The following is a 22112-nucleotide window of genomic DNA, read 5'->3' on the forward strand; positions in this document are numbered from 1 at the left end:
GATGGCCGACATCCAATTACTGCTGGCCGGCGATGGCAACCGGGAGGCACTCGCCACCATCGTGGCCGAGCACCACACGCCGATCACGGACGACGAGTTCCGGGAGGTGGATCTCCACATCGTCGACGAGGCGTCGTTTCCGAAATACAGGGCGGCGATAGAGCAGTACAAAGGCCGTGAAGATCCGGTGTTCTGTCCCGTGATTCTGGTCCGTCGCGAGGAGACGCCGGGCAGGATTGATCTGCCCGATATCGACGCTGCCGAGCAGCCACTCGTGGTAAACGACATCGTGACAGCGCCGGTGGACACGCAGGCGCTCTTTCGAACCGTCGCAAACCTCCTCGCACGGCGCAGCCACACCGAGGACCTCGTCGAGGATCTCAGGGAGCAAAACAGCGAACTCCGGCGGTTCAGAAACGCCGTCGAGCACGCGGGCCACGCGATTCTGATAACGAACACCTACGGTATCATCGAATACGTCAATCCAGCGTTCGAGGAGCTAACCGGGTTTAGCGCCGAAGAGGCAATCGGTCGAACGCCGCGGATACTCAAGTCGGGGGAACAGAGCGAACAGTTCTACGAGCGTCTCTGGGACACGATCTGTCGCGGCGAGGTCTGGACGAGCGAGATCGTAAACGAGCGAAAGTCCGGTGAGCGGTTCATCATCAACCAGACCATCGCCCCGATCCAGGACACGGACGGAACGATCCAAGGCTTTGTCGGGATGCAGGACGAAATCACCGGCCGCCGGCTTCGCGAGCAACAACTCACCGTTTTCCATCGGATCCTCCGTCACAATCTCCGTAACAACGGAACGACGATCAGCGGGCGTGCGGATATTCTAACGGACCTGGTCGACGACGACGACGCGCTCGCTCATCTCGAGACGATCAAAGCGAACGTGCAGTCACTCCTCGACATCAGCGAGAAAGCCCACCACGTGCAGGAACTGCTCGCGGACTCACTCACCGACGATGTCGAGCGCGAACTCGAAGCGGTCCTCAGTGACATCACGGACGGTCTTTCGGCGGCATACCCCGACGCCGAGTTCGTCGTCGAAAGCGACTCCCTCTCGTCGTCCACGATAGACGCGAAAGTCGTCCCGGCGTTGCAGGAACTCATCGAGAACGGCATCAAGCACTCCGACGCATCGGCGCCGCGAGTCACCGTCCGGACAGCGCGCCACGACACGACAGCGACAGTGACGATTTCGGACAACGGGCCGGGCGTTCCGGACCGGGAGCGGCGGGTGATCGAAGCGGCGGAGGAAAAGCCGCTCGAACACGGGTCCGGGCTGGGACTGTGGTTCGCGTACTGGCTTATCAGCTACGTCGGTGGCGATATCGACATCCGGACCGATGCTGACGGGACCCGTGTCTCCGTGACCGTGCCCGTGCGGTGACAGCGAGGCTCAGATAGCGACCCACGCCAGCACGACGACGGCCGCGCCGACGACCGTCGACGCGACGGCGTGCGTTCGGAGTTCATCGAGCAGGTCGTGGGAGTGTTCGTGCAGCGAACAGACCTCGTCGATCTCGCTGCCGGCCTCGCAGTTCGGCAGGAAATCCATCGCCACGTGGAGGAAGATACCGGCGGCGAACCCGAAGATAACGGCGTTGAGAAGGGCGGACTCCGGAACCGGCAGGAGTGCCGAGGGGATCGCCGTCAGACCGACGCCGGCCGCGGGGAGCAACAGCGCGGTCGCCGACTTGCCGTCACGGCCCAGTCGGCGGGCGGCAGCGTAGCCGGCCGGCCCTTTGTGCGAGACGATGGCGAGGCCGAGCAGGATGCCCAGTTCGGGCATCGAGGCGTAGACCAGCCCGATGACCAGCCCCGCCGAGAGCGCGTGGGCGGCGATGGCGAGCGTCGTCATATCGAAGGAGGTCTCGACGTGGGTCAGCCGGTGGCCGATGGTGTGGGTGCCGTAGCCGACGACCAGTCCGGCGGCGATGCCGATACCGCCGATGCGCGCCGCGCCGGCCTGGCCGCCCAGGCCCATCGCCTGCGGGACGAGGAACATGGCCGCCGACGTGACCATCGCCCCGCTCGCGAGTCCGTAGCCCCAGACCAGTCGATAGGGGTTCGTCTCGTCGGCCTGCGCACCGAGCCACGCGCCCAGTGCCATCGCCACGAATGCAACCCAGGAGATGATTAGAACTTTGCTCGCCCCGCCGGTGACTGCGACGGCGGACAGGACCACCAGGCCCACGACACTTGCGATACCAGCGGCAGACACTCGCCCAGTGTTATTAAAAACTGAGTTCGAGTTAATAGTCATTACCTACAATCACTGGTCTGTTACTAATAAACCCATCGGTGGCGGTCACCGCGTCGCCGACCGATAGTCGCCCCAGTCGAGGACGCCGCCGTCCAGCGCCGACGGGTCCGCGTCGCGGAGCGCCCACAGCACCATCTCGGCGACCGTCTCGGGGTCGCGGCCGCCGTCGCCCGAGAGGTCCGTCGCGACCTGTCCGGGATCGACTGCGCCGACCGGGATATCCAGATCGGCGGCGAACCCACGGGCGACGGCCTCCGCGGCGGCCTTCGAAACCGCGTAGGAACCGTAGCCGGGCATCCCCTCGCGGGCGACGACGCCCGTCGGGACGACGATGCGGGCGTCCGAACCGAGGTGTGGCAGGGCCTCGCGAATCGTCGAGAACACGCCGCGGGCGTTCGTCCGGAGGTGGTCGTCGAAGGCGGCGTAGGACTCCTCCGTAAGGGGAGTCTCGCCGGCGGTTCCGTGGTAGACGCCGGCGTTGGCGACGACGTACTGTATCGCGCCCTCACCCTCGCGCGTGGCGGTTTCGACCAGTCGTTCCACGTCGAACTCGTCGCGTACGTCGGCTCGGATCGCGGTCACGGAGCCGCCCGCGTCCCGGATGTCGGCTGCAACCCCGTCGAGCGCCTCGGCGTCGCGGGCACAGATGACCGTATGTGCCCCCGCAGCCGCTACTGCGTGGGCTATCTGCTCACCGATGCCTCTGCTCGCGCCCGTGACGACAGCGGTCGCGCCGTCCATCCCTGGGACCATAGCGGTGGTACCGCTGCCAGCCACAAGGTCGTTGCTCTCGCTGGTGGGTGAGAGCGGTAGCCTCTTGTCGAACGCCCGCTACCGACCGGGCATGGACATCACGATTGCCGAGTCGACGGTCGAGGGGACGGCGAAAGCGCCGCCCTCGAAGAGCTACACGCACCGAGCGGTGCTGGCCGCGGGCTATGCGGATGGTGCAGTAGTCCACGACCCGCTCGTGAGCGCAGATACGAAGGCGACGATGCGAGCGGTTGAGGCCTACGGCGGCAGCGTTTCGCTGGCAGAGGACGGCTCGACGGTTGAGGTGACGGGTTTCGACGGCCTGCCGAACACGCCCGATGATGTCATCGACTGCGCCAACAGCGGGACGACGATGCGACTGGTCACCGCCACCGCCGCGCTGCAGGACAACATCGCGGTGCTGACTGGCGACGAGTCGCTCCGGTCGCGCCCGCAGGGACCGCTGCTCGACGCCATCGGACAACTGGACGGCGACGCCGAGTCGACCCGCCGGAACGGCCAGGCCCCGCTCGTGGTTGGCGGCGGCGTCGACGGCGGTGCAGTCGAAATCCCCGGCGACGTGTCCTCGCAGTACATCACCGCGCTGCTGATGGCCGGAGCCGTCTCGTCGGCGGGCATCGACATCGATCTGACGACCGAGCTGAAATCGTCGCCGTACGTCGACATCACGCTGGAGGTGCTCGATGACTTCGGCGTCGACGCCGAGAAGACCGACGCTGGGTTCGCCGTCGACGGCGGCCAGACCTACGCGCCCGAAGGCGGCGACTACAACGTCCCCGGGGACTTCTCGTCGATGAGCTACCTGCTTGCGGCCGGCGCGCTCGCCGCCGAGGACGGCCTGCGCGTCACGTCGGCGTTCCCCAGCGCACAGGGCGACGCGGCTATCGTCGACATCCTCGACCGGATGGGGGCAGACCTCGACTGGGACAGGGAGGCCGGGAAGATTGCCGTCTCGCAGTCCCCGCTTACCGGCATCGAAGTCGGCGTCGAGGACACGCCGGACCTCCTGCCGACCATCGCAACGCTGGGGGCCGCAGCCGACGGCGTCACGCGGATCACCGACGCCGAGCACGTCCGGTACAAGGAGACCGACCGCGTGAGCGCGATGGCCGAGGAGCTGACGAAGCTGGGCGCAGCGGTCGAGGAGAAACAGGACGAACTCATCGTGTACGGCGAAGACAGCGACCTCGTCGGCGCGACCGTCGGGGGCCGCGCCGACCACCGCATCATCATGTCGCTGGCCGTTGCGGGTCTGGTCGCCGACGGCGAGACGACGGTGACCGGCGCGGAACACGTCGACGTGTCCTTCCCGAGCTTCTTCGACGTGCTCGATTCGCTCGGCGCTGCCATACAGCGATAAGGCTCAGGGGTCGCCAACGTTCCATATTTTGCAATGAAAGAGTATTATATATCTGATAGATAAGTGCGCTTATACGCGACGAAGAATATTTACAACGTACGTTGTGAATCGAACAAGCGTCTCTCCGGAACCTACCGCGGACACTACGACAGTCCTCTACGTCGATGACGATCAGCTGTTACTCGATTTGCAGGCGGATATCGCCGACGAACGCGAGGCAGTCGAGTTAGTAACGACACCGAACGCCGACCGGGCGATGGCACTGCTGGATGACCACGCCTTCGACTGCGTGGTGGTCGGAAGCATGCGCACCGGCTCGGCAGCCGGCAGATTCGCCCGTGAGATCCACACGGAGTATCCGGAGACCACGCTGGTACGGTACGCCTGGGAGCCCCGGACAGACGACAGCGCAACCGAGGTGTACGATGCGGTTCTCAGGAAACAGGTCAGGGCGGCAGAGACGGTTCAGCTCCTTGACCGCGTCAGGTGGCTCGACGACTGACGGGCGCATCTACAAGGTTCAAATGCCCCCGACCCCGACACCACTGTAATGAACGGCAACGAGTTCGGTCGTCTGTTCCGCATGACGACCTACGGCGAGTCCCACGGGGAGGCGATGGGGTGTACCGTCTCCGGCGTTCCGGCGGGTGTCGAACTCTCAGAGGAAGAGATACAGAAGGACCTCGACCGGCGCAAACCCGGCCAGTCGATGATAACCACCTCCCGGGGCGAACCGGATAAGGTGACCATTAACTCCGGGATTCAGGACGGCTACACCACGGGGACGCCGATCGGGATGGTCATCCAGAACAAGGACGCCCGCTCAGGCAAGTACGAGCCGTTCATCACGGCCCCGCGACCCTCCCACGGCGACTACACCTACTCCGCGAAGTTCGGGACCCGGAACTGGGGCGGGGGCGGCCGCTCCTCGGCTCGTGAGACAGTGAACTGGGTCGCCGCCGGCGGCGTCGCCAAGCAGGTCCTCGAACAGTCCGACTACGACGTCCAGATCAAGGCTCACGTCTGCCAGATCGGCGACGTGGAGTCGGGGCCGGTGACCTTCGAGGACATGCTCGAACACAGCGAGGAAAACGAGGTCCGCTGTGCCGACCCCGAGGCCGCCGAGGAGATGCGCGACGTGGCCGACCAGCACCAGAAGGCGGGCGACTCCATCGGCGGTGCGATCTACTTCGAGTGTCGCGGCGTCCCGTCGGGCCTCGGCGCGCCGCGGTTCGATAGCTTCCCGTCACGGCTCGGCCAGGCGATGTACTCCATCCCGGCCGTCAACGACTTCGAGTACGGCATCGGCCGCGAGGCCCGGACGACCCGCGGCAGCGAGTACACCGAGAACTGGGAGTTTAGTGAGGACGGCCACCCGACACCGGTCGGCAACGACCACGGCGGCATCCAGGGCGGCATCACGACTGGCCAGCCCATCTACGGGGAAGTCTCCTGGCACGCGCCGGTCTCGATCCCCAAGACCCAGAAGACGGTCGACTGGGAAACCGGCGAGGAGAAAGAGATCACTGTCACCGGCCGGCACGACCCCGTGCTGCCGCCGCGAGCGGTCCCGGTCGTCGAGGCTATGCTCGCCTGCACAGTCCTCGATTTCATGCTGCTTGGCGGCCGCATCAACCCCGACCGCCTCGACGACCGGCCGGGCGAGTACGACACCGACTACCACCCGTCCAGCCCGCAGAACGATCCCGAGGACGCGGACACCCACGCAAAGACCGTCGACGAGGAGTAAGATGGACGCCGAACAGGAGTCAAAGTCGAACCCGTTCGGGATGGACGAGGAGTGCCAGAACTGCCCCGCGCTGTGTGAGACGCGCGAGAACGTCGTCCACGGCTACGGCGACGTGGGCGCCGAGTTCATCGTCCTTGGCGATTCGCCTGCGGCTGGCGCCGACGAGTCCGGTCTACCGTTCACCGGCGAACAGGAGCGCGAACTGCTCGACATCCTCGCCGCGGTCGACATGTGTTCGGACCCGGACGCGGAGCGGCCGGAACTGCAGAACACCTTCCTGACCTACGTGACCCGCTGTCGCCATCCCGACAGGGCGGCGACCGACGAGGAGGTCGTCAACTGCGAACCGTATCTCAACAGCGAGATCCGGATGATTAACCCCGAAATCCTGTTGCCGGTCGGCCAGCGCCCGCTCGAAGAACTGGCCTTCGAGTACACGACGATGAGCGAGGACGAACTCGACATCGAGGACCGCCACGCGACGACGATCCGCGGCCGCGGGTTCGAGATCCTTCCGATGATTCCACCGGGTGAACAGACCGACGAGGAGCGGACGGCGTTTCTGGAGCACCTCAGCGAGACGCTCGGGCAGGACTACCGCCAGACGAAGGGCCGGCGCGGGCGGTAGTCAGGCGTCAGTCCGGATTTCGACTTCGGCGTCCTGGAGCGCCTCGTCCGGATGCGACACCGTTCCGTACTCCTTGGCCGCCTGGAGCCTGTTTTCGGCGTCGTGGCGGTACTGCGTCGCCTGTGTCGACTCTCCCTGCTCGCGGGCGTAGGTCATGCCGCTGAGCCACTCGGCGGCTTGCCAGAGGCAGGTCGCTTTCTTGCGCGCTCGTTCCGATAACTCGGCCAGCGTGTCGTCGTCAGCTTCACCGACAGCCGTCGTGAACTCCTCGACGCTCGCCTCGAAGTCGGTCGCCGCGCTGTCGAAACTCCCGCGGGCGAGTGTCATTTCCCCCTCTTCGACGGTCGCCAGCGCGTCCGATAGCTGGCGACGCGCCTCGCGATACCGCGTGTAGCCGATGTGGTACGCCCGCTGTGCCGCCGCCGTCCCACACAGCGTCGCCTCGCGGTCGCAGTCGCGGCACACCACTTTCGGCTGTGACTCCCCACGGACCCGATACTCCGACCCACACCCGTCGCATCTGTAGGTCTGGACTGACTCCATATAGTTTCTCCTTAGTTATCAAGTATTACTCACATCTTATAACTGTTCGGTAGCTGCGCCGGAACGCAAGCGACTAACCACCGACGGGCCGAGAGGGGAGTATGACCACGGTAACTGTGCTGGCGGATCCGCCAGTCGAGGGGTTCGTGTTACAGGACTTGGCGGGCGACCTCTTGGACGACGCCGAGGCGGCCGGGCTGTACGAAGCCATGCTGCTCGATGTCTGTCGTGCGGTGGAGATCAGCGGTGCCGAGTTGCTAGTGAACTACCGCCCCGAAGAACAGGTCCCGGACGGCGTAGACCCCGAGGTTGCGGTGCGAGAGACAGTGACGGCTGCCCTCGACTCACCCGGCAACGCTCGGTTCGAAGTGCAAGTCGGGTCGACGTTCGCTGGCCGGGTCGGCAACACCGTCACCCACCTTCTTGAGCGGGAGGACGTCGCAACCGTCGCCGCCGTCGAGCCGAGTGCGGTGCTGCTGAGCCGCCAACTCATCGACAGCGCGGCGATGAAACTGCGGTCCAGCGACGTGGTTCTCGGCCCGGCGGAGGGCGGGCGCGTCTACTACGCCGGCTTCGGCGAGCCGATAGATTTCGAGGACAGCTACGCCACCCCGACCGTCGAAACCATCGGCGAACGCGCCGCGGACGCCGGTCTCGATGTCGACTTTCTCCCGTCGACGCCCGTCCTCGAAACGCGAGCGGACCTCAAAACCGTGGTTCCGCTGTTACGCGCCCGGAACCGGGCTGGCCGGGTCGTCCCCCAACGGACGACGGCGTTCCTCAATGACCTCGGAATCCGTGTCATCGACGACGACGGCGATCCGACCGTGATCCGGGAGACCGACAGGTCTTAGAAGGCCCACGCAGTATGCCCGACTGCGGTGGGATGGCAGAGCGGCCTATTGCGCCTGCCTTGAAAGCAGGTATCCTCACGGATTCCTGGGTTCAAATCCCAGTCCCACCGCTTCTCTGCGAACGACAGTGAGCAGTGAGCGGTGCAACTGGATTTGAGCCCTGCAAGTCGCAGCGAACGAACACAGTGAGTGCGACCGTCCTGCTCAGTGCAAATCTCGCCCACAGTAACGTTCTGCCTGGCCCGAGCAACTCCAGAGGGGGATTACAGAATTCGCTGCCTTCTGATTCGTAGGGACAGTTTACCGAATCAAGGCAATCGGGCGGTTTTATGTCGATGGTCCGGATTATATCCGTACAATGGTACGTGAAGAGAGGTCCCCAGGACAGCATCTTCCGGGCCTGCTGATCATCTGTGCCGTTGCCCTCCTCCTCGCAGCCACGGCAGCAGGTCCCGCTGTTGCTGAACCGAGTCTGTTCGTGTCCGGCGCGTCGAAAGACGCCAACGAGATACTGGCCGGTGAATCGGTAAACGTCACGGCGACGGTCCAGAACACCGGTAGCTCGGGTGGTGCGATGACCGTCGAGTACGTCGTCAACGGTACAACCAGAGCGACCGAACGGGTGGTCGTCGACGCTGGCTCGTCGGTCGAGCGGACGCGGGCGCTGGAGTTCGACACCCCCGGGACGTACAGGATAAAGGTCAAGAGCCCGGGGAAGTCAGCCGGGCGGGTCAAAGTCAAGCCGGCGATTGTCGAGACGACGCGTCCGGACGCGAATACGCGACAGCTCAGGATACGCGCCGGGACAGTCCCGACGAACGAGCCCTACGAACTGAACGTATCGGAGCCGACGAACCGGTCCTTCGCCGTCCAGTCCTGGACCGTCAACGCGTCACAGCAGGCGTTCACGCAGGACGTGACCGAGTACACTGACCCCGGCGCGGCAGACATCCCGGTTCCGTCCGGGGACGACGCGTCGGTGTTCGGCGTGGTGACTGCGGGGTCATCGGACGGGGTCGAGCCGTCGTCGATGCGGTTCACGGTAGACCGTGCAGCACTTCAGTCGGCCGGGATCTCCGCGTCGGATGTCCGCGTGTACCATCGCACGAACGGGTCCTGGAGAGCCGCCGAGACGACCGTCGTTGCGGAACAGCCCGACCGCGTGGTCTACGAGGCGGACACCGCGGGTGCGTCGGCCTACGCCATCGGTCGGATCGAGCCGTCGTTTACCGTCACGCGAACGTCGGTCGTTAGCGAACAGGCGTCAGACGGCCATCGGGTAAGCGTCAGGGGAACCGTCGAAAACGCCGGCAGTGCCCCGGGTTCCTACGACGCGCAGATGCTGGTCGACGGCGAGGTCGTCAACGAGACGTCGGTGACTGTGCCGGCGGAGTCCGAACAGACAGTGACGCTGTCGACGGTCATGACGACGCCGGGGCAGTACCAGATCGGCTTCAACGATATCGAGGCCGGCGAAGTGCGGGTGACCGAGAGCCAGCTCCAGACCGACGAGAACGGCGGCGCCGAGCCGGGGACGGAATCCACGGGAACGGAGCCAGCGGTCCGGACCGAACCCGCGGTTGATGGTGACGGCGTCGGACTTGGACCGCTTCCGGCCACGGTCATGGGCATCAGTACGATGCTTGTCATCGGCGGGCTCCTCGGTGCGTTGCTGCTGTTCGGCGTCGTCATCGCCCTCCTCCGGCGGGGTGGCAGCCGAAACGACAGCGGCTTCGAGCTGTAGGCGGGGAGAGAAACCCTTTTTGTGCCAGTGTCCAGAGAACCGCGTATGGATTGGCCACACGATCCGGACGGTGAGGAAGGAAGCGAGGGCCGGCGCAAGTACGGCCACGCTGTGCTGGCGAAGAAAGTCGACGAGGACGAGGACTTCCCGCTGACCGCCGCGGAGTACGTCGATCAGTACGGGGATCATCCGGTTCGGATCGACTACGAGACGGTCGTCAGCGTGGCGGATATCTTCGAATACGTCGACCAGGAGGAGTTCGAGGACTTCCCGGACTTCCACAAGGCACTCGGGCGCGCACTGCGCGAGGCGGACTGGTGGCCGTACAGACTCGAGCACGCGTAATCACGTGGTGTGAGAGCACGACACATACTTGTAGGAGGCCAGCGTAGCCTCGCGTATGGCGACGACATCTTCAAGCGGCGACCACACCGGGCAGGGACTCCCCGAGGAGGTTGTCGACGACCTGTTGTCGGACGACACTCGCCGCCGCGCGCTCTCGATACTGGCAGATCGTGGCGAGCCGGTAGTCGTGACGGAACTGGCAGCAGCGATTCTAGCGGCCGAGCGTGACATCGAGCCAGCGGCAGTCGCCGACGCTGCGAGAGACGAACTCACCGAGGAACTGTTCACCGAACACCTCCCGAAGCTGATGGCAACGGATATCGTAACCTACGACTCCATGGTCGGGACTGTCGAGATACAGCGCCACGACGCGGTGCCGACTGACCGCCGTTGAATCGGCTCGCATATCCGCAATCCGATAGTAGTCGGATCGACCCACAGCCCACGCTGCCGGTAAATTTCGACAGAGCAATACCTGTTGCTTCCAAACTGTCGATGGACAGTGACCAACACCCAGATCACCCACATACAGATCGACAACTACGGGCCGTGGACTGTGACGCCTGAACCCCGCCGCGAAGTCGACCTCCAGACGCTCCAGTCCCGGTTGTACGCCGATCTCGCACAACTGTTCGGGAACCGCGACGGCTACATCTTCTTCTCGCGGTTCGACAACATGATCGCCGTGACGAACGGACTTGACGAGGAGGCACACGCCCTCATCCAGGAGTCCGTCGGCAACCGCTATCCGGTGACCATGAGTCTCTCCGTGGCGACGGGGACGACGCCCGTCTCGGCGCTGGGAACGGCGACGGAACAGCTCCAGGAGGCCGGCAGCGCACAGGACAAGGGCCGGCGTGAAGTGCTACGCGGCCAGACCATCGACGACGAGTTCCGGAAGGCGACGGACGTACAGCTCGCACATTTCGATGTCGACGACGCCACGGAGAAGTACACCGATCAGCTCAACGAGTTCGACACCTTCATCCAGATCGAGCAGGGGTACGCGTCGCTCATGAAGTACATGCGTGAAGCCCACGACTCGCTGTCCTTCTTCGTCGGCGGCGACAACGTCATCGCGGTCTGTCCGGACCTGGACGAAGCGGATTACCACGACGCCATCAGTCACGTCCGCGAAGCGGTCGACGTGGAGCTGAAAGTCGGTGTCGGACGCGGGCGGACGGCCGCTACGGCAGGCATGGACGCCAAGCACGCACTAGAGACCTGCCGGGCGACCGGCGAGGCAGTCACTATCGAAACCGAGACAACCGAGTAACTTGTGAACCAGGCGATATAAACGTAGTGGAGGTATCTTTTAGACCGGTCGTGTGGTAACATTACACATGAACGGAGAGGTCACTGTGCGGGAGGTTATGAACCGAGAGTACGTCGGCGCGAGCGAGTCCGATGACCTCCTCGAAACGACGGAGTTGCTGATCCGCGAGGACCAGCAGCCGATTCTCGTGTTGCGGGGGAACGACCCGGTCGGCGTCGCGACGGACAGGGACGTGCTTGCGTACATCGTCGACGGCGGCGACCCGGAGACTGCCACCGTCGGCGACGTGATGCGTGAATCGGTTCCGACAATCGATCCTGACGCCGGACTCCCGGAGGCACGGGACCGAATGGCGACGCGGTCCGCTGAGTTCCTGCTGATCACGGACGACGGTGAACCGCTCGGGACACTGACCGAGCACGATATCCTCTCGACTGCGAGGTTAGAGAGCGAGTCGACGGACGTCGTCGAACAGACGCCCCAGGTTGCGACGACCGGCCGGGAAGCCACCACCGACGGGATGCAGTCCGCCGCCGAAGATTCGTTCGATGAGCAGGGTATCTGTTCCGCCTGTAGCACGTTTACGCGGGACCTGGCGTCGTTCAACGGACAGCTCCTCTGTGCGGACTGTCGGGACGTCTGATCCGGATCCTTGTAGCGATGTTCGGTGTCCACCGACCACGGAACGGAGTCGGCGTCCTCCGAAATAGTCTCCCGTAATCCGTATGAGCCACCGTAGCCCGTTTCCCGTCCCGCGGTGGACGGATAGCTGAGTAGCCGAACTGTTTTGACCGTACGTCACGGAGTATCACTGTGGAAATCGCCACCGCTTCGATGGAGGACGTCGACACCATCGTCGACCTGTGGGTTCGGCTGGCAGAGAGCCAGCGTGCCCACGGGTCACACCTGTTCGGGGACCGAAACAGGACTGCGGTCCGGGAGACTGTCGTTCAGCGCATTGTCGCCGAGAACGTCCGTATCGCCCGACTCGACCGACAGATCGTCGGATTCGTCATGGTGACCATCGATAGCGGCCGCTACGAGCAAGACGAGACGCGGGGCATCATCGAGAACATCTTCGTTGAACCCGCCCACAGAGACCAGGGGATCGGCAGCGCTCTGCTCGATGCGGCGGAGGAACTACTCCACGAGGCCGGTGCGGATGTCCTCGCGCTGGAAGCGATGGCGGACAACGAGTCCGCCCGACAGTTCTACCGGGCGCACGGCTACACACCCCATCGGATCGAACTCGAAAAGCCGACCGAAAACGATACTCTCTAAACGGTCCCCACACAACCCAGGCATGCAACCGCGCCAGGGGAGCTTGGGTGGTCCAAGCACTCGACTTGTAATCGAGAGTTCGTGGGTTCAAATCCCACCCCTGGCTCTACGTTTTTACCGCTGGGGCACGTACGAGAGGGCATGAGTGAATCCGAAGGGGAACTCCCGGACAACGACGAAGAGTGGCGTGAAATACTCTCCGACGAGGAGTACCGGATCCTCCGTGAATCCGGAACTGAGCCGCGGTTCAGCAGCGACCTCATCGACGTGAAAGACGAGGGCGTGTTCACCTGTGCCGGCTGTGGAACGGAGCTGTTCGACAGCGACAGAAAATTCGAGTCAGAGACCGGCTGGCCGAGCTTCTGGGACGTGTACCAGGAGGGCAACGTCGAGACACGGCCGGACAACAGCCACGGGATGCAGCGAACGGAGGTCGTCTGTGCCGAGTGTGGCGGTCATCTGGGCCACGTGTTCGACGACGGCCCGGAGCCGACCGGGAAGCGGTACTGCATCAACGGCGCGGCGCTCGACTTCGAGTCGGAGTAGCGACCACCGGAACCCTTTTTTCCGTCATTGAAGTTGATACGGCTAGACGTGACTGAACACGGGACCGACGAAGCGGCCGAGGAGGGGGCCGAAGCCGGGACGGTCAGGGAGTCGCTGGTCGACGAACCGCCAACCGCCACCGCCGAGCAACCACAGCCGGAGAGCCACCTGTTAGCCGAGAGCCTCCGAACGTTTCCGTGGCTCAGGGCGGCCGGCGTCGCCGCCGGGACGCTGGCGGTCGAGTATCTGCTCGTCGCCGTGCTGTTTCTCGCCGGCCCGTCGTCGGTCGACCTGCCGGAGCTATCGGACCGACTGATCCAGTACGGATTCGTGCTGTACAACGCCCACCACGTACCGACGCTGGTGACCGCGGCAGATGCAGAGGTGTACGGCTCGGCCGCGCGGAACGTCCTATACGGCGCACAGGGCGCGAGCGTTCCCCCCATCGTCTATTTCCTGATTCCCGTCGTCTCGTTGCTCGTCGTCGGCGCGCTGTTCGAGCGCTACCGCGGCGATGCCCGAACTGACAGTCTACTCGAAGAAGCGGCGCTCGTCGGGACCGGTATCGGCTTTGGCTACGTTGTGACGGGATTCGCAGGGAGCTTCGTGTTCGTCCGGACGGTCGTGTTCGACGGCGGGGGCGAGGGACAGGCCGCACCGGCAGTGCTGTGGCTCCTCATCCTGATGTTCTTCCTGCCGCTGCTATTTGCGAGCCTCGGTGCGGCCGTCCAATATCTCTACGCTGACCGGGCCTCGGGCGCGTAAGTGGTGTCGACAAATTCGAGGATGCGGTCGGATTCGGCCATCGTGACGCCGCGGTCTTCATCGACCAGGACCGGGACACCACGCTGGCCGGAGACCCGTTTGACTTCGTCGCGTTCCGAGTGCAGCGCCTCGACCCAGACGCTGTCGTAGTCGATCCCGAGTTCGTCCAGTCGGTCGGCGACCTTCTCGCAGTACGGACAGCCGTCGAGCTGGTAGAGCATCAAGCTCATACCGGGCAGTACGGACGCCGCCCTCAAGGTGGTTGTGCTCGAAAAAACGCGACAGCCGCTCTGGCGTTACTCGTACAGCCAGGGCGCGTCGATCTGGTCCCAGTCGACGAGTTCGTCGTCGTCGAAGAACAGCGCGATCTCGCGCTCGTTCGCGCCCTCGTCCTCGTGGTCGGAGCCGTGGATAACGTTCCGACCGAGGTCGAGCCCGTAATCCCCGCGGATGGTGCCGGGAGCGGACTCGGCCGGATCAGTTTCGCCCATCATGTTTCGGACCTGCCGGGTCGCATCCTGGCCTTCCCAGACCATCGCGAACACGGGGCCGGAGGTGATGAAGTCGACGAGCCCGTCGAAGAAGGGCTTGTCCTCGTGCTCGCCGTAGTGTTCCTCGGCGAGCTCCTGGTCGATCTGCATGAACTTGCCGCCGACCATCTTCAGGCCGCGGTCCTCGAAGCGGGAGACGATGTCCCCGATGAGGCCGCGCTGGACGCCGTCGGGCTTGACCATCACGAAGGTGCGCTCGGTCTCGGACATTACGCTTCAGCCTCCTCGGCTTCTTCGTCCTCGACGTCTTCGTCGGCGTCGGTTTCGTCAGCTTCGTCCGCGCTGTCCGCGTCAGTCTCGTCAGCGTCGTCGGCTTCAGCGTCGTCCGCAGCCGCTTCCTCGTCGGCGTCTGCGTCTTCGGCTTCAGCCTCGCCAGCGTCTGCTTCCACTTCTTCGGCCTCGTCTTCGACCTCGCCGGCCTCACCGCGGGCGGTGTCGGTCCATTCGAGGTTGCGGGCCTCCCGGCCCAGATCGGCGTTGTTCTCGCACTTCGAGGAACAGAAGTGCGTGGTCGCGCCGTCCTTGTGGACGAACATCGTGCCCGTGCCGGGTTCGATGTCCGTGCCGCAGTAGTCACATTCGCGTGTCCGGGGCATGGTTACTGCCCTCCGATGGTGTCGGCCTCGCGAGCCGTCTCGCGGAGCTGGAGCACGTCACCTTCGCGGACCGGGCCGAGAACGTTGCGCGTGATGATGCGCCCCTGGTTCTCGCCTTCGCGGATGCGGCACTTGACCTGCATGGCCTCGCCGTGCATCCCCGTCCGGCCCACGACTTCGATAACCTCGGCGGGCGTGGAACCGCTGCTTTCGGATTCCTCAGCGCTCATCCGAGGTCACCTCACCGAAGCTCCTCGACCTTGTCTGCGATGTCCTCGACGTCGGCCTCGGCCTCACCGGCGTCGGTGACGGCCGCGGCGGCCGAGCCGACTTCGAGCCCGGCGGCGTGTCCGAGGTCGTCCTGCTGCTCGACGAAGATGAAGGGGACGCCCTTCTCGTCGGCGAGCTCCGGAATGTGCATGACGATCTCCTCGGGCTGGACGTCTTCGGCGACGAAGACGAGCTCGGCGGAGCCGCGCTCGATGGCTTTGGTCGTCTCGTTTGTACCCTTCTTTACTGCGCCTGTGTCCCGGGCGACCTCGAGCGCCTCGAGGGCGTCGTCTTCGAGGTCCGCGGGAACGTCGAAATCTACGTATACTGGCATTTGTATGTTCACCTCCTGCGCGCGAGCTCAGGCTCCCCCGCCGTGTCCGGGCCGCGGGGCCCGTCACACCGTGATGGTGTGTATCCTGAAAAGGCTGGGAGCATCATCAACTCGGCGCAGGCTGTACCCCATTCTGTGCCACCGGCCCTAAAAGCGCTTTCGAAGCCGAAATCGCGTGCCAGGCCGGCACACGGGTGCTGTCGGGGGGTCTGCCTACTCCGCGGACGCCGACGCATCGGCCAGTGCGGCTCGGGCGTCCGCGACGAGCCGTGTCACCACCTCGTCGGCGGGCCGCACGTCCCGTGAAAGCCCGGCGCTCTGGCCGGCGTAGTGGGGCAGGGCCTCAACCTCACCTGTCATTCCGTCCAGCGGGGGCATATCAGCGAGCCGACTTATCGGCTTCCCGCCGGGCATCCGTGCGATTTGTTCGGGGTCACCGGGTTCGGTCACTCCCCCCGAATCGGCCGTCCCCTGTTGCCTGACCTCGTCGGTTTCGAGGACCCGGTGTGGCTGGTCCGGCCAGCCACGGTCGAACAGGTCGGTGAGCCGCGTCGCCGTCTCGGGCGCGTCCAGGATGCGCTGCTGGTATGTCTCGTGTGCACCCGATTCTTCGGTCGCGACGAACCGAGTACCGAACCAGCCGCCGTCGGCCCCCAGCGTCAGCGCCGCCGCGAGGCCGCGCCCGTCGCCGAGACCGCCGGCCGCCACGACAGGCACCTCAACCGCATCTGCGACCCGCGGGACCAGCGCCATTGTCGTCACGTCGCTCTGGACGTGGCCGCCGGCTTCTCGGCCCTGCGCGACTACCACATCGGCCCCGGCGTCGACGGCGGCCCTGGCCTCGGCGGCGCTCGCGACCGTGACCATCGCCGTGCCGCCGGCCTCGTGGACCCGGTCGACGTACGGCCCGGCGTCGCCGAAGGAGAAGGAGACGACCGACGCGCCAGCGTCCAGACAGACATCGAGACATTCCGACGGGGACAGGACGCCCGTGGACTCGTCGAGGACGACGTTGACGCCGACCGCGCCGTCGGTCGCGCTTGCAGCGGCAGCGTACGACTCGCGGATTGCATCGGCGTCGCGCCAGGACATCGCCAGCAATCCGAGACCGCCCGCGTCCGCGACGGCCGCGGCCAGCGCCGGGGTCGAGACGCTCCCGACTGGTGCCTGTACGACTGGGTGATCGATACCGATCTCTGTGCAGAGCGGGGTTTGGAGGGGAGCCATGCTGGCCACTGTGTCCGGCCCGGCAAAAGCGTACCTCGATAGCGCCGTGACCGTCAGGCCCATACTGGCGCGTCCGCCACCTCCGGTATGGACATCGCGCGGTCGCTCCGAGCGGAAGCCCGCCGCGCAAACGAGCGGCGACTGCTCGTTCTGGCGGGCGACCCCGACCGGACGCGGGAGCGAGCGAGGGCAGCGCTCGACGCGGCGGACATCCCCGGCACGGAGACGACCGTCGTCGGCCCGGAGCCGTTCCTCGACTGCGAACACCACGAGCAGTCCCGCGCCGAGGAACTCCTCGGTCGGACCCGAACGGCCGTCGTCCTCGACGCCCACGAGGAACTGCGGCCGGACGCAGTCGGGCGGACCGTCGGCGCGGTCGACGGCGGCGGCCTCTACGTTATTCTCGCACCGCCGCTGGAGACGTGGCCCGAGAAGCGGGACGGCTTCGACGCTTCGCTTGCGGTCCCGCCGTTCGAAGTGGCAGACGTGACCGGTCACTTCCGCCGTCGGTTCGTCGAGACCCTCCGAGCACACCGGGGAATCGCCATCGTCGACGTTGATGCGGACACCGTGGAGCAGGACGGGCTGACGAATCCGCCGCCGAGCCGCCCAGTTCCGGCCCCGACTCCGCCGGCCGACGCACAGTTCCGGCCTGAGACTTACGCCCAGTGTCTCACCGGCGACCAGCGGGACGCGGTCCAGGCGTTCGAGACGCTACTGGCCGACGGGGAGGCGTTCGTGGTTGAGGCCGACCGGGGGCGGGGTAAATCCAGCGCCGCCGGATTGGCCGCCGGAAACCTCGCTCTGGAGGGCAGGGACGTGCTGGTGACAGCGCCGCAGTACCGGAGCGCCGGCGAGGTGTTTACGCGGGCGGCGCACCTGCTGGAGACGCTCGGCGTCGAATGCACGTGCGACCGAGTTTCGGACCCCCAACGACTCGACGTTAGCGGGGCTGGCTGTGTGCGGTACGCACCGCCGGAGGAGGCCGCTACGCTCCCTGATGGCCCCGACGTCGTCATCGTCGACGAGGCCGCGGCCCTGCCGGTCCGACGGCTGGAGCAGTTCCTAAACGCCCCGGCGGTCGCCTTCACCACAACTGTTCACGGGTACGAGGGTGCGGGACGGGGCTTCTCTGTTCGGTTCCGAGATCGGTTAGCGGACAGCGACTTCGCCGTCACCGACGTGTCGATGACGACGCCGATCCGGTACGGCGACGCCGACCCTGTCGAGGTGTGGGCGTTCCGGGCGCTGTTGCTCGACGCCCGCCCGCCGGTCGACCAGCTAATCTCGGAGGCGACGCCGGAGACAGTCGCGTATCAGCAGCTATCGACCGCGGATCTGCGTGCCGACGAGCACCTGCTCCGGGAGGTCTTCGGCCTGCTCGTGCTGGCGCATTACCGGACGGAGCCGTCGGACCTGGCCCGACTGCTCGACGCGCCGAACCTCACCGTCCGGGCGCTGACCCACGAGGGTCACGTCGTCGCGGTCGCGTTGCTGGCGCGGGAGGGTGGCCTCTCGGCAGACACGCGTGCTACGATGTACGAGGGCGGGCGTGTCCGTGGCAACATGATTCCGGACGTGCTGTCGACACAGCTCCGGGACGAATCAGCTGGGATTCCGGTCGGCCAGCGGGTCCTCCGCATCGCGACCCACGCCGCGGTCCGGTCCCGCGGCCTCGGCTCCGAACTCCTCTCTGAGATCAGGGCGGAGTTCGCCGAGCGGGTGGACTGGCTCGGCGTCGGCTACGGCGCGACGCCGGAACTCGTCCGCTTCTGGGCGCACAACGGCTACAGTACCGTACACCTCGCCACCTCGCGGAACGCGACCAGCGGCGAGTACTCTGTCGTCATGCTTGACCCCTGTTCCGACGACGGGGCGGCGCTCGCGACGCGTCACGGTGGTTGGTTCCAGGACCGCATCGCTGCGGTGCTGTCGGACCCGCTCGACGACTGCGATCCCGACGTTGTCAGGGCAGTGCTTCGCGCGACTGACAGCGAACCGTCCCTTCGCCTCTCCGAGTGGGAGTGGCGGCTGATCGCCGGCGTCCCCGGCGGCGCGTCGATTCTCGACACGAATCCCGCTCCGTTCCGTGCCCTCGCCCGACGACACCTTTCGGACCCGACTGACCCGGCCGCGCTCGCCGAGCAAGAGGAACGACTGCTCGTCCGCAAGGTCCTGCAGGCCCGTCCCTGGTCGGCCGTCACCGAGGAACTGGCGTTCGTCTCTGAACGGGAGTGCATGCGCACGCTCGGCGGAGTCGTCGAAAGGTTGACGCGTCTGTACGGCGACTCTTGGGTACAGGAGGAACTCGACAGACACCAATGAGCCTGCTCAGCTTCGAAACGCTGCTGTTTGTACTTGCGTTCGCGCTACTGGTCGGCGGCGTCATCGGCAGTATCACCCCCCAAGTCCCCGGCGCGCTCGTCTCGCTTGCGGGCGTCTACCTCTACTGGATCGCCAGCGGCATGACCGACCCCGGGACGGTGTTGCTGGTCCTGTTGACGCTTGTGGGCCTGCTGACGTGGGCCGTCGACATCGCGGGCGGGGCCGTCGCCGCACGCGTGGGCGGGGCGTCGAACTGGACGGCGGTTCTGGCCGGCGTCGTGGCGCTCGTCCTCTTTTTCGTCACCGGCCCGCTCGGCATCCTGCTTGGCGTCGCCGGCACGGTGTTCGTCGTCGAGTTCTACCGGCAAGAGGACGCCCGCGGCAGCGCGAAGGCGGCGTTCGTGACGACCGTCGGGATGCTGGCCTCCAGCGTCGTCCAGGCCCTCCTGACGGCATCGATACTGGTCACGATGGTCGCTGTTGCGCTCCTATGAACCAGTGCGCCGAGGACGGCTGCGAAAGCGAGGCCGCGGTCGAACTCCACATTCCCTGGGACGCGAACATGGCTGTGTGTCCGGCCCACGCTCGCGTCTGGGCACAGAAAGACGGTGTCGTTCCGGCGCCGTTGGAGGGACACGAAGACGAGTGGCCCTGATCCCTCCAGCTGGTAAAACAGCACTTCCAAGGCCGTTAATAACTCCATACTCAAGTGGTTCGTTGGCCTGCATCCAGTAACGACGCTGTTTCGCTTCCTCTGGATATAGAATGTCTGCACAGCCACTCACCGACTCGGACGACGAGACGAGTACCGCCGACAAGCTAGAGATGATACGGCGGGTGTTGGCCTTCCGGCCGCGGTTTACCCTGGCTATCATCTGCTTCGGGACCATCACTGCGCTGCTCGAAGGAATCGGGTTCGGGTTCCTGATTCCGATAATCGAGATCGCCCAGTCCGGCCAGTCGCCGAGCCAGGCCGATGGACCCCTCGGACTGTTTGTCCGGGCGTACCAGTTCGTCGGCATCCCGATGACGCTCGAAACGATTACCCTCGGCGTGATGGGTGTGATGATGGCGCGGTACACCGCCAGCTTCGTCGTCGCCTGGCTACGGGAGAAACTCCGGCGAAGCTACGCGGGTCACCTCCGTGTCCGAGGGTTCGATGCCGCCATTGATGCACGTGTCGACTACTTCGACAGACACGGCTCGGACGAAATACTGAACGCAGTTATCACCCAGACAGACGCCGCGAGTAAGTCGATCCGAATCCTGGTGAACGCGTTCGAGCGGTTCCTCCTCGTCGTCATGTACGCCGCGGTCGCGCTGTACTTCGCTCCGATGTTGGCGGTGCTTGCGGTTTCCGCACTCGGCGGATCGATCCTCCTCATCCGGTACGGGCTCGAACCGGCATTCGTCGTCGGTGACCGCGTCGCTCAGATAAACGAGGACATACAGACCAGCGCACAGGGCGGGATACAGGGAATCCGTGCGGTGAAGCTGTTCGGGACCGGCGAAACGCTGAAAACAAAGTTCAACGCGCTCATCGACCGCTACATCGATGCAAAGGTCACACTCCGACGGAACGAGGCCGCCGTCTCGGACTTCCAGCAGTTGATGAACGCGGTCGTAATTTTCGGGCTCGTCTACGCGGTCATCAGCTTCACCCCGCTCGCGCTCACTGAAATAGCGGTGTTCCTGTTCGCTATTTTCCGCCTGGGACCGATGGTCAGCTCTATCAGCGGCTCCGTCTACGAGCTGGAAGGGTACCTCCCACACGTGGTTCGAACCGAGCGGTTCATCGAAAAGCTGGAGCGCAGCGCCGAGCCAGCCGGCGGACAGCCGGCCCCGGCGCGCATCGAATCGGTCGAGTTCGACGACGTCTCGTTTACCTACGGTGACGAACAGGTGCTCCGCGACATCTCCTTCGACATCGAACGCGGGGAGTTCGCGGCGTTCGTCGGCCCGTCCGGAGCCGGGAAATCGACGATAATCTCGTTGCTGGCTCGGCTCTACGAACCAGATTCCGGACAGATCACGGCGAACGAGACGCCCATAGACCGATACGAGCTGCAATCCTGGCGGGACCGGCTTGCTGTCGTGCGACAGGACCCGTTCCTGTTCGACGACACGCTCCGTTATAACCTGACGCTCGGGGAGTTAGACATCTCCGAGTCGGAACTGCGCCGCGTCTGTGACCTGGCCGGCGTCACCGAGTTCTTCGACGAACTGCCCGCCGGCTACGACAGCGAACTCGGCGAAAACGGGGTGCAACTGTCCGGCGGACAGAAACAGCGTGTCGTCCTCGCCCGTGCCCTGCTCCGCGAGTTCGAAATCCTTATCCTCGATGAGGCGACGAGCGACCTCGATACGTCTATCGAGGCGGAGGTCCACAATGCCATCAAGACAGCCTCGATAGATGCGACCGTCGTAATGGTTACCCACCGCCTGTCCACAGCCGAGTCAGCCGACCGGATTTACACCGTCGAGGACGGCGAGATAGCCGAAACGGGCGACCACGACGAACTGCTCGACCGCGATGGGACGTACGCGGAACTGTACACTGCGTGAGGCACTGTGGCGGCTTGGAATATTGTTTTGCGTGGTGTAACCGATTCAGAACGAACCGATATCGTAACTGCTGCGCCGTGAGGGACGGCCAAATCTGGCC

At 65.1% G+C, this 22112-nt stretch carries 27 protein-coding genes and 2 tRNA genes; 20 read left to right on the top strand and 9 right to left on the bottom strand.

Features of this window, described 5'->3' with window-relative positions:
• Position 1 precedes the first annotated feature (1 nt).
• On the top strand, positions 2 to 1402 hold the full coding sequence (locus ACY9XZ_RS01585; protein WP_463455345.1) for a PAS domain-containing protein: 1401 nt from the start codon (positions 2 to 4) through the stop codon (positions 1400 to 1402).
• Positions 1403 to 1411: 9 nt separating this feature from the next.
• On the opposite strand, the gene ACY9XZ_RS01590 is transcribed toward ACY9XZ_RS01585, so the two are convergent.
• Together ACY9XZ_RS01590 and ACY9XZ_RS01595 are read right to left on the bottom strand one after the other, a co-directional pair.
• The gene (locus ACY9XZ_RS01590; RefSeq protein WP_463455346.1) at positions 1412 to 2278 is read right to left on the bottom strand and encodes a ZIP family metal transporter; all 867 of its coding nucleotides are present in this window, start codon (positions 2276 to 2278) and stop codon (positions 1412 to 1414) included.
• Positions 2279 to 2323: 45 nt separating this feature from the next.
• Entirely contained in the window at positions 2324 to 3031 is a 708-nt protein-coding gene (locus ACY9XZ_RS01595; RefSeq protein ID WP_463455347.1) for an SDR family NAD(P)-dependent oxidoreductase, read from the bottom strand.
• A gap of 91 nt (positions 3032 to 3122) precedes the next feature.
• On the opposite strand from ACY9XZ_RS01595, the gene aroA reads away from it, so the two are divergent.
• From aroA to ACY9XZ_RS01615, 4 genes are all read left to right on the top strand, one after another.
• The gene (gene aroA / locus ACY9XZ_RS01600) at positions 3123 to 4412 is read left to right on the top strand and encodes a 3-phosphoshikimate 1-carboxyvinyltransferase (RefSeq protein WP_463455973.1); all 1290 of its coding nucleotides are present in this window, start codon (positions 3123 to 3125) and stop codon (positions 4410 to 4412) included.
• A 103-nt stretch (positions 4413 to 4515) separates the two neighbouring features.
• On the top strand, positions 4516 to 4914 hold the full coding sequence (locus ACY9XZ_RS01605) for a hypothetical protein (protein WP_463455348.1): 399 nt from the start codon (positions 4516 to 4518) through the stop codon (positions 4912 to 4914).
• Between the two features lie 48 nt (positions 4915 to 4962).
• Positions 4963 to 6162 (top strand): chorismate synthase, encoded by a 1200-nt coding sequence (gene aroC / locus ACY9XZ_RS01610; RefSeq protein ID WP_463455349.1) that lies wholly within the window; start codon positions 4963 to 4965, stop codon positions 6160 to 6162.
• 1 nt (position 6163) lies between these two features.
• Entirely contained in the window at positions 6164 to 6790 is a 627-nt protein-coding gene (locus ACY9XZ_RS01615) for a uracil-DNA glycosylase (protein ID WP_463455350.1), read from the top strand.
• Here the strand turns inward: ACY9XZ_RS01615 and ACY9XZ_RS01620 are convergent, their stop codons facing one another.
• Positions 6791 to 7333, bottom strand: a complete 543-nt coding sequence (locus ACY9XZ_RS01620) for a hypothetical protein (RefSeq protein WP_463455351.1) — start codon at positions 7331 to 7333, stop codon at positions 6791 to 6793. It lies immediately after the preceding gene.
• 101 nt (positions 7334 to 7434) lie between these two features.
• Here ACY9XZ_RS01620 and ACY9XZ_RS01625 point away from each other — a divergent pair, with 101 nt between their 5' ends.
• From ACY9XZ_RS01625 to ACY9XZ_RS01675, 11 genes are all read left to right on the top strand, one after another.
• On the top strand, positions 7435 to 8187 hold the full coding sequence (locus ACY9XZ_RS01625; RefSeq protein ID WP_463455352.1) for a hypothetical protein: 753 nt from the start codon (positions 7435 to 7437) through the stop codon (positions 8185 to 8187).
• Between the two features lie 26 nt (positions 8188 to 8213).
• Positions 8214 to 8297, top strand: a tRNA-Ser gene (locus tag ACY9XZ_RS01630).
• Between the two features lie 368 nt (positions 8298 to 8665).
• Positions 8666 to 9931 (top strand): PGF-pre-PGF domain-containing protein, encoded by a 1266-nt coding sequence (locus ACY9XZ_RS01635; RefSeq protein ID WP_463455974.1) that lies wholly within the window; start codon positions 8666 to 8668, stop codon positions 9929 to 9931.
• Positions 9932 to 9976: 45 nt separating this feature from the next.
• Complete coding sequence (locus tag ACY9XZ_RS01640; protein ID WP_137682504.1) at positions 9977 to 10276, top strand: DUF5785 family protein; 300 nt, start codon at positions 9977 to 9979, stop codon at positions 10274 to 10276.
• Positions 10277 to 10331: 55 nt separating this feature from the next.
• Positions 10332 to 10670 carry a DUF7344 domain-containing protein gene (locus tag ACY9XZ_RS01645; RefSeq protein WP_463455353.1) on the top strand — a complete coding sequence of 113 codons (339 nt, stop codon included), beginning with the start codon at positions 10332 to 10334 and terminating at the stop codon, positions 10668 to 10670.
• Between the two features lie 108 nt (positions 10671 to 10778).
• Positions 10779 to 11552 (top strand): GTP cyclohydrolase III, encoded by a 774-nt coding sequence (locus tag ACY9XZ_RS01650; protein ID WP_463455354.1) that lies wholly within the window; start codon positions 10779 to 10781, stop codon positions 11550 to 11552.
• A gap of 67 nt (positions 11553 to 11619) precedes the next feature.
• Entirely contained in the window at positions 11620 to 12195 is a 576-nt protein-coding gene (locus ACY9XZ_RS01655) for a CBS domain-containing protein (RefSeq protein WP_463455355.1), read from the top strand.
• A gap of 170 nt (positions 12196 to 12365) precedes the next feature.
• On the top strand, positions 12366 to 12833 hold the full coding sequence (locus tag ACY9XZ_RS01660) for a GNAT family N-acetyltransferase (protein WP_463455356.1): 468 nt from the start codon (positions 12366 to 12368) through the stop codon (positions 12831 to 12833).
• A 32-nt stretch (positions 12834 to 12865) separates the two neighbouring features.
• Positions 12866 to 12939 (top strand) — tRNA-Thr (locus ACY9XZ_RS01665).
• Between the two features lie 35 nt (positions 12940 to 12974).
• Positions 12975 to 13379, top strand: coding sequence for a peptide-methionine (R)-S-oxide reductase MsrB (msrB, locus tag ACY9XZ_RS01670; RefSeq protein WP_463455357.1), 405 nt, complete (start codon positions 12975 to 12977; stop codon positions 13377 to 13379).
• Between the two features lie 48 nt (positions 13380 to 13427).
• Positions 13428 to 14144: a hypothetical protein gene (locus ACY9XZ_RS01675; RefSeq protein ID WP_463455358.1), complete on the top strand. Its 717-nt coding sequence runs from the start codon at positions 13428 to 13430 to the stop codon at positions 14142 to 14144.
• Here ACY9XZ_RS01675 and ACY9XZ_RS01680 read toward each other — a convergent pair.
• The 6 genes from ACY9XZ_RS01680 to ACY9XZ_RS01705 form a co-directional block, all read right to left on the bottom strand.
• Positions 14117 to 14374 carry a glutaredoxin family protein gene (locus tag ACY9XZ_RS01680; protein WP_463455359.1) on the bottom strand — a complete coding sequence of 86 codons (258 nt, stop codon included), beginning with the start codon at positions 14372 to 14374 and terminating at the stop codon, positions 14117 to 14119. The two genes, ACY9XZ_RS01675 and ACY9XZ_RS01680, sit on opposite strands and share 28 nt — an antisense overlap.
• Before the next feature lie 66 nt (positions 14375 to 14440).
• The gene (gene ndk, locus ACY9XZ_RS01685; protein ID WP_463455360.1) at positions 14441 to 14905 is read right to left on the bottom strand and encodes a nucleoside-diphosphate kinase; all 465 of its coding nucleotides are present in this window, start codon (positions 14903 to 14905) and stop codon (positions 14441 to 14443) included.
• Positions 14905 to 15291, bottom strand: coding sequence for a 50S ribosomal protein L24e (locus tag ACY9XZ_RS01690; protein WP_463455361.1), 387 nt, complete (start codon positions 15289 to 15291; stop codon positions 14905 to 14907). Before ACY9XZ_RS01690 ends, ndk begins: the two co-directional genes overlap by 1 nt.
• A gap of 2 nt (positions 15292 to 15293) precedes the next feature.
• The gene (locus ACY9XZ_RS01695; protein ID WP_004516764.1) at positions 15294 to 15521 is read right to left on the bottom strand and encodes a 30S ribosomal protein S28e; all 228 of its coding nucleotides are present in this window, start codon (positions 15519 to 15521) and stop codon (positions 15294 to 15296) included.
• A gap of 11 nt (positions 15522 to 15532) precedes the next feature.
• Positions 15533 to 15895: a 50S ribosomal protein L7Ae gene (gene rpl7ae, locus ACY9XZ_RS01700; RefSeq protein ID WP_137682513.1), complete on the bottom strand. Its 363-nt coding sequence runs from the start codon at positions 15893 to 15895 to the stop codon at positions 15533 to 15535.
• Positions 15896 to 16108: 213 nt separating this feature from the next.
• Positions 16109 to 17122, bottom strand: a complete 1014-nt coding sequence (locus ACY9XZ_RS01705; protein WP_463455362.1) for an NAD(P)H-dependent flavin oxidoreductase — start codon at positions 17120 to 17122, stop codon at positions 16109 to 16111.
• 87 nt (positions 17123 to 17209) lie between these two features.
• On the opposite strand from ACY9XZ_RS01705, the gene tmcA reads away from it, so the two are divergent.
• The 4 genes from tmcA (at position 17210) to ACY9XZ_RS01725 (ending at position 22012) form a co-directional block, all read left to right on the top strand.
• Entirely contained in the window at positions 17210 to 19447 is a 2238-nt protein-coding gene (gene tmcA / locus ACY9XZ_RS01710) for a tRNA(Met) cytidine acetyltransferase TmcA (RefSeq protein WP_463455363.1), read from the top strand.
• Positions 19444 to 19941, top strand: a complete 498-nt coding sequence (locus ACY9XZ_RS01715) for a DUF456 domain-containing protein (RefSeq protein ID WP_463455364.1) — start codon at positions 19444 to 19446, stop codon at positions 19939 to 19941. Before tmcA ends, ACY9XZ_RS01715 begins: the two co-directional genes overlap by 4 nt.
• Positions 19938 to 20102 carry a hypothetical protein gene (locus ACY9XZ_RS01720; protein ID WP_463455365.1) on the top strand — a complete coding sequence of 55 codons (165 nt, stop codon included), beginning with the start codon at positions 19938 to 19940 and terminating at the stop codon, positions 20100 to 20102. The genes ACY9XZ_RS01715 and ACY9XZ_RS01720 overlap by 4 nt, the downstream gene beginning before the upstream one ends.
• A 110-nt stretch (positions 20103 to 20212) precedes the next feature.
• Positions 20213 to 22012, top strand: a complete 1800-nt coding sequence (locus ACY9XZ_RS01725; RefSeq protein ID WP_463455366.1) for an ABC transporter ATP-binding protein — start codon at positions 20213 to 20215, stop codon at positions 22010 to 22012.
• Positions 22013 to 22112: the final 100 nt, after the last annotated feature.

It is taken from the genome of Haloarcula sp. HT12, assembly GCF_055271655.1.

What these genes read in the sequence shown, in the direction of transcription:
- ACY9XZ_RS01655 (WP_463455355.1), top strand. Translation starts at nt 11,620, where the DNA reads ATGAACGGAGAGGTCACTGTGCGGGAGGTTATGAACCGAGAGTACGTC.
- ACY9XZ_RS01715 (WP_463455364.1), top strand. Translation starts at nt 19,444, where the DNA reads ATGAGCCTGCTCAGCTTCGAAACGCTGCTGTTTGTACTTGCGTTCGCG.
- ACY9XZ_RS01680 (WP_463455359.1), bottom strand. Translation starts at nt 14,374, where the DNA reads ATGAGCTTGATGCTCTACCAGCTCGACGGCTGTCCGTACTGCGAGAAG.
- ACY9XZ_RS01725 (WP_463455366.1), top strand. Translation starts at nt 20,213, where the DNA reads ATGTCTGCACAGCCACTCACCGACTCGGACGACGAGACGAGTACCGCC.
- rpl7ae (WP_137682513.1), bottom strand. Translation starts at nt 15,895, where the DNA reads ATGCCAGTATACGTAGATTTCGACGTTCCCGCGGACCTCGAAGACGAC.
- ACY9XZ_RS01595 (WP_463455347.1), bottom strand. Translation starts at nt 3,031, where the DNA reads ATGGTCCCAGGGATGGACGGCGCGACCGCTGTCGTCACGGGCGCGAGC.
- ACY9XZ_RS01590 (WP_463455346.1), bottom strand. Translation starts at nt 2,278, where the DNA reads ATGACTATTAACTCGAACTCAGTTTTTAATAACACTGGGCGAGTGTCT.
- ACY9XZ_RS01645 (WP_463455353.1), top strand. Translation starts at nt 10,332, where the DNA reads ATGGCGACGACATCTTCAAGCGGCGACCACACCGGGCAGGGACTCCCC.
- ACY9XZ_RS01615 (WP_463455350.1), top strand. Translation starts at nt 6,164, where the DNA reads ATGGACGCCGAACAGGAGTCAAAGTCGAACCCGTTCGGGATGGACGAG.
- ACY9XZ_RS01690 (WP_463455361.1), bottom strand. Translation starts at nt 15,291, where the DNA reads ATGCCCCGGACACGCGAATGTGACTACTGCGGCACGGACATCGAACCC.
- aroC (WP_463455349.1), top strand. Translation starts at nt 4,963, where the DNA reads ATGAACGGCAACGAGTTCGGTCGTCTGTTCCGCATGACGACCTACGGC.
- msrB (WP_463455357.1), top strand. Translation starts at nt 12,975, where the DNA reads ATGAGTGAATCCGAAGGGGAACTCCCGGACAACGACGAAGAGTGGCGT.
- ACY9XZ_RS01625 (WP_463455352.1), top strand. Translation starts at nt 7,435, where the DNA reads ATGACCACGGTAACTGTGCTGGCGGATCCGCCAGTCGAGGGGTTCGTG.
- tmcA (WP_463455363.1), top strand. Translation starts at nt 17,210, where the DNA reads ATGGACATCGCGCGGTCGCTCCGAGCGGAAGCCCGCCGCGCAAACGAG.
- ACY9XZ_RS01585 (WP_463455345.1), top strand. Translation starts at nt 2, where the DNA reads ATGGCCGACATCCAATTACTGCTGGCCGGCGATGGCAACCGGGAGGCA.
- ACY9XZ_RS01620 (WP_463455351.1), bottom strand. Translation starts at nt 7,333, where the DNA reads ATGGAGTCAGTCCAGACCTACAGATGCGACGGGTGTGGGTCGGAGTAT.
- ACY9XZ_RS01705 (WP_463455362.1), bottom strand. Translation starts at nt 17,122, where the DNA reads ATGGCTCCCCTCCAAACCCCGCTCTGCACAGAGATCGGTATCGATCAC.
- aroA (WP_463455973.1), top strand. Translation starts at nt 3,123, where the DNA reads ATGGACATCACGATTGCCGAGTCGACGGTCGAGGGGACGGCGAAAGCG.
- ACY9XZ_RS01720 (WP_463455365.1), top strand. Translation starts at nt 19,938, where the DNA reads ATGAACCAGTGCGCCGAGGACGGCTGCGAAAGCGAGGCCGCGGTCGAA.
- ACY9XZ_RS01640 (WP_137682504.1), top strand. Translation starts at nt 9,977, where the DNA reads ATGGATTGGCCACACGATCCGGACGGTGAGGAAGGAAGCGAGGGCCGG.
- ACY9XZ_RS01695 (WP_004516764.1), bottom strand. Translation starts at nt 15,521, where the DNA reads ATGAGCGCTGAGGAATCCGAAAGCAGCGGTTCCACGCCCGCCGAGGTT.
- ndk (WP_463455360.1), bottom strand. Translation starts at nt 14,905, where the DNA reads ATGTCCGAGACCGAGCGCACCTTCGTGATGGTCAAGCCCGACGGCGTC.